At 78.3% G+C, this 4,270-nt stretch carries 3 protein-coding genes; 2 read left to right on the forward strand and 1 reads right to left on the reverse strand.

The features are described 5' to 3' along the window. Positions 1-2,550, reverse strand: a 2,550-nt coding sequence (locus AB0D66_RS34115) for an ABC transporter permease (RefSeq protein WP_362311036.1), incomplete at its 3' end; no start/stop codon positions are given. A gap of 177 nt (positions 2,551-2,727) precedes the next feature. On the opposite strand from AB0D66_RS34115, the gene AB0D66_RS34120 reads away from it, so the two are divergent. Then, a complete protein-coding gene (locus AB0D66_RS34120) occupies positions 2,728-3,447 on the forward strand; it encodes an ABC transporter ATP-binding protein (protein ID WP_362311037.1) in 720 nt (239 codons plus the stop codon). A 101-nt stretch (positions 3,448-3,548) separates the two neighbouring features. Then, the coding region (locus tag AB0D66_RS34125; RefSeq protein WP_362311038.1) for a hypothetical protein at positions 3,549-4,270 on the forward strand (722 nt) is incomplete at its 3' end.

Raw genomic sequence — 4,270 nt, forward strand, 5'->3', positions numbered from 1 at the left:
CAGAAGTGCGGGCCGCCGCCGCCGAATCCCAGGTGGGGGTTGGGGTCGCGGGTGATGTCGAAGACGTCGGGGTCGGTGAAGACCGCCGCGGTAGCGCACCCGGAGCAGCGCCGGGCCGCCCGGGGCGTCCTGAGCGGGCAGGAGTTCGGCGGCGGGGGCGGCGCCGGACAGCGCCGGGGGCTTCAGGGTCCAGACGGGCGGGGCCGCGGGCAGGGGTACGGGCACGGCCTCGGCGCCCGGGGACCCGGCGACCGCGAGGCGGCGTACGGTCAGCTCCCCGGCGGGGTCGGGCTCGCCGGTCCCGGGCCCCTCGGGGCGGCGGCCCGGACCGTCCTCGAGGCCGTACGAGAGCACGAGCCCGGCCAGGCTCAGCGGCGCGGCGGCGGACCCGAGCGGGGCGCCGGCCAGCGCGTCGATGTCCACCGAGAGGGCGGCCTCCCCGGCGTCGGGGAGCGCGAGCATCGGCGAGCGGTAGGTGATGCCGAACCGGTCGCGCAGCAGCAGTCCCAGACCTGGGCGGCCTCCCGCGCGGGGCGTCCGGGCGGTGACGTCGAGGTCCAGCCGGCGGGGGCTGCCCGGCAGTTCGACGACGCCGCCCGCCGGGTCGCCCTCGGCGGCCAGCGGTGCGAACAGGTCGCGCATGGACCGGCCGTCCCGCAGGTCGGCGCGCAGCGGCACCCGTTCGGCCACCGCGGCGGCGTCCAGCGCCAGCACCTCCCCGGGCCGGCCTCCGGGCAGTTCCTGCGCGGTGCGGATCACCGGGATCACCCCGTCGCCGCCGGGCAGCGCGGCGTAGCGCCCGCCCCGGCCGAGCGGGGCCAGCTCGCTGCCGGAGATCCGCAGGCCCCCGGCGGTGGCGAACTCGGCCTGGTCGCGCTGGGAGGCGGTCCAGGCGGTGTGCTGGCCGAGCGCCAGGACACCGCTGGAGACGGCGAGGACCAGCAGGAGCACCGGCCCGGTGGCCCGCCGGGGCCTTCGCGCGAGCTGCCAGCCGACCAGGGCCGGGCCGAGCCCGCGGCCGCGCGCGGCCAGCCGGCCGCCCAGCCGCGCGGCGAACGGCAGCAGCCGCAGCACCAGCAGGGTGCCGGCGCACAGGGCCAGGGTCGGCGCGGCCACCAGCACCGGATCGACACCGAGCCCGCCGGAGCCGCCGGCCGGTGCCTGCGGCCCGTGCCCGGCGCCGCTGTACCGGGCGAGCTGCTGGTAGGCGAGGACCGCGAGCGCCACCAGAGCCAGGTCCGCGCCGGACCGGGCGGCTCCGGCGACCAGGGCCTGGCGGCGGCCGCTGCGGCGCAGGGCGGCGGCCCCCGCGCCGCGCAGTGCGGCGGGCAGCGAGGTCAGCGCCACGCACCCGAGGGCGCAGGCGGCCGCGACGGGCCACGCCAGCCAGGTCCCGGAGGTGTCGAGGGGAACCCGCGACAGTGGGCCGAAGCCGCTGAGCAGCTCCAGCAGGGGCGGCGTGAGGAGGGGCGCGAGGACGGCGGCGGGCAGGGCCAGGAGCAGCGATCCGGCGGCGCCGAGGGCGCCGAGCCGGGCGCGCGAGGCGCCGCGGGCGATGAGCAGGACCCGCTCGGGCTCCTGCCGGTCCGTCAGCAGCCGGGAGACCAGCAGCAGCGCGGCCCCGGCGAGCACGGCCAGCTGGAGCGCCCCGACCAGCAGCGAGGACCGGGCGACGAGCTGCCCGGACTCCAGCTCGTCGAGGAGCGCCGGGAGTTCGGTCCGGGTCTGGAAGCCGGCGGGCGGCTCGGCGCCCGCTCCGGCGCGGCCGCCCGCCGGCCCCGCCGCACGTTCGCGCAGCGCCCGGGCCTCGGCGGGCCGCACGGTGGCGAAGTCGGCGGTCAGCAGCGAGGCGCGGCTGTTCTGCGGGATCCCGCCCGCGGTGAAGGCGGTGTCGTCGACGAGCAGCGGGCCGTACGTGGTGAAACTGCCGACCTGGAGGCCGCGGCCGCCGAGCGGGTCGAGCCGCCAGTAGGGGTCCTCCGGGTCGGCCGCGCGGTACACGCCGGTGATCCGGACGGTCAGCGGGGCGCCGCCGTACCGGTCGGCCAGCCGCACCTCGGCGGGCAGCGCGGTATCGGCCAGCCCGAACCGGACCAGGGCGGCCCGCGGTACGGCCACCGCCGGCGGGGCCGCGCCGTCCGCCGGCCCGGGCCACTGGCCCGCGAGCAGCCGGACGCGCTCCCGGTCGAAGGAGGCCAGCAGCGTCAGATCGGCCTGGCGGCCCGGTGCGACCGCGCCCGGCAGGCCGTAGGGGCGGCTGCGCGCCAGGCTCTCGACGGCGACCGGGAGCCGGCCGAACAGCTCGCCCGCGTAGCCCCGTACGGTCGCTTCGTCCTGGGCCCGCGCCGACACCGGGTGCTCGGCGGTGACCAGGACGGTGGCCCGGTCCCGGCCCGGCCCCTGGAGCGCCTGGCGCAGTCCGGCCTCGCCCACCCCGCGGGTGAAGGCGACCAGCGCCGTCAGGACGGTCGTGGTGATGAGCACGGTGAGCAGCACGGCGGCGGCGAGCGGCAGTCGCCCGCGCAGCCGGCGCACGACGAAGCCGAGCATGTGCCTGTTCCTCCCCCGTCCGGACCGCTGGCACCGGATAGCGGACGATGCTGTCAGATGCGAACGCACAGCGGAAGGGACTTGCGCGAAGGATGTGACGGATGAGCAAATTCGAGCAGAAGGCGCCTCCCGAGGCGCCTGCGCCGGCCGAACCGAATCCCAGGGGGACCGAACACCATGACGCAGCATCAGGACGGCGCGGCCGCACCCATGGTCGTGGTGGACGACGTCCACCGGAGCTTCGGCAGCGGCCCGCGGACCGTCCACGCCCTGCGCGGCGTCACGTTCGAGGTGCGCCGCGGTGAACTCACCGCCCTCAAGGGCCGCTCCGGCTCCGGCAAGACCACCCTGCTGAACCTGGTCGGCGGCCTGGACACCCCGACCGCGGGAGACGTGCGGGTGGACGGCACCGCGCTGGCCGGCCTCGACGAACCGGGGCTGCTGGCGCTGCGCCGGGACCGGATCGGCTTCGTGTTCCAGTCCTTCGGCCTGATCCCCGTCCTCACCGCCGCCGAGAACGTCGGCGTCCCCATGCGCATGCGCAAGATCCCCGCCCGGCAGCGGGAGGAACGCGCCCGGACCCTGCTCGCCCTGGTGGGCCTGGCCGAACACGCGGGCCAGCGCCCCGGCGAGCTCTCCGGCGGCCAGCAGCAGCGCGTGGCCGTGGCCCGCGCCCTCGCCAACGAACCCGACCTGATCATCGCGGACGAGCCGACCGGCCAGCTCGACTCCGAGACCGGGCGCTCCATCATGCGGCTGCTGCGGGCGGTGGTGCGCAGCGAGGGCGTCACCGCGCTGGTCGCCACCCATGACCCGGCCCTGATCGAACTGGCCGACCGGGTCGTGGAACTGCGCGACGGCCGCATCGTCGACGAACACCGCCCGGCGGACCTCTGAGCCCCGAATCCCTCCGCAGCCGAGCCCCTGCGGCGGACCGGACGGCGCGCGGAGGCGGTGCGGTCCACCGTGCGCGGGCGGTGATGGCGGACAGTGGGCCGGTGGACGTGGAAGAGGTCATCGACACCCTGTACGCACTGCCCCCGGCCCGGTTCACGGCGGCGCGGGACGAGGCCGCGGCCGGGGCGAAACGCGCCGGGGACCAGGCGGCGGCGAAGCACCTCGCGGGCCTGCGCCGCCCCACGCTCGCGGCCTGGACGTCGAACGCGCTGGTCCGGGCGAAGCCGGACGAGGTCGAGCGGTTCCGCGGGCTCGGGCAGGCCCTGAGGGCGGCGCACCGGTCCCTGGACGGGGCGCAGTTGCGCGAGCTCTCCCACCAGCAGCACGTGGTGGTCGGGTCCCTGGCCCGCGAGGCCCTGCGCCTGGCGGAGGAGGCCGGGACGGCCGTCTCCGAGACGGTGCTGCGCGAGGTCGAGCAGATCCTCCGCGCGGCCCTGGCCGACCCGGACGCGGCCGAGGCCTGGGCTTCGGGCCGGCTGACCAGGACCCCGGCCCCCGCGACGGAGTTCCCCGCCGTGGACCCGGGCGCCGTACCGCCCGCCGCGCCCGCTCGACGGGCGAAGGCGTCGGAGCCGGAGCCGGAGCCGGAGTCGGAGACGGAGCCGGAGTCGGAGGCCGAGCCGGAGCCGGCCCCGGAGCCGGAGGCCGAGCGGCGGCCCGATCCCCGGGTGGCCGCCGCCCGCGCCGCCGCCCAGGACGCGGCGGAGGAGGCCGCGGCGCGTGAGGACGAGCTGCGCGAGGCCGAGGAGGCCCGGCAGCGGGC

Source organism: Streptomyces sp. NPDC048270 (genome assembly GCF_040652335.1).
GTDB lineage: Bacteria > Actinomycetota > Actinomycetes > Streptomycetales > Streptomycetaceae > Streptomyces.

Excerpts from the sequence above, each read along its gene's own strand:
- AB0D66_RS34120 (WP_362311037.1), top strand. The coding sequence starts at position 2,728 with ATGACGCAGCATCAGGACGGCGCGGCCGCACCCATGGTCGTGGTGGAC.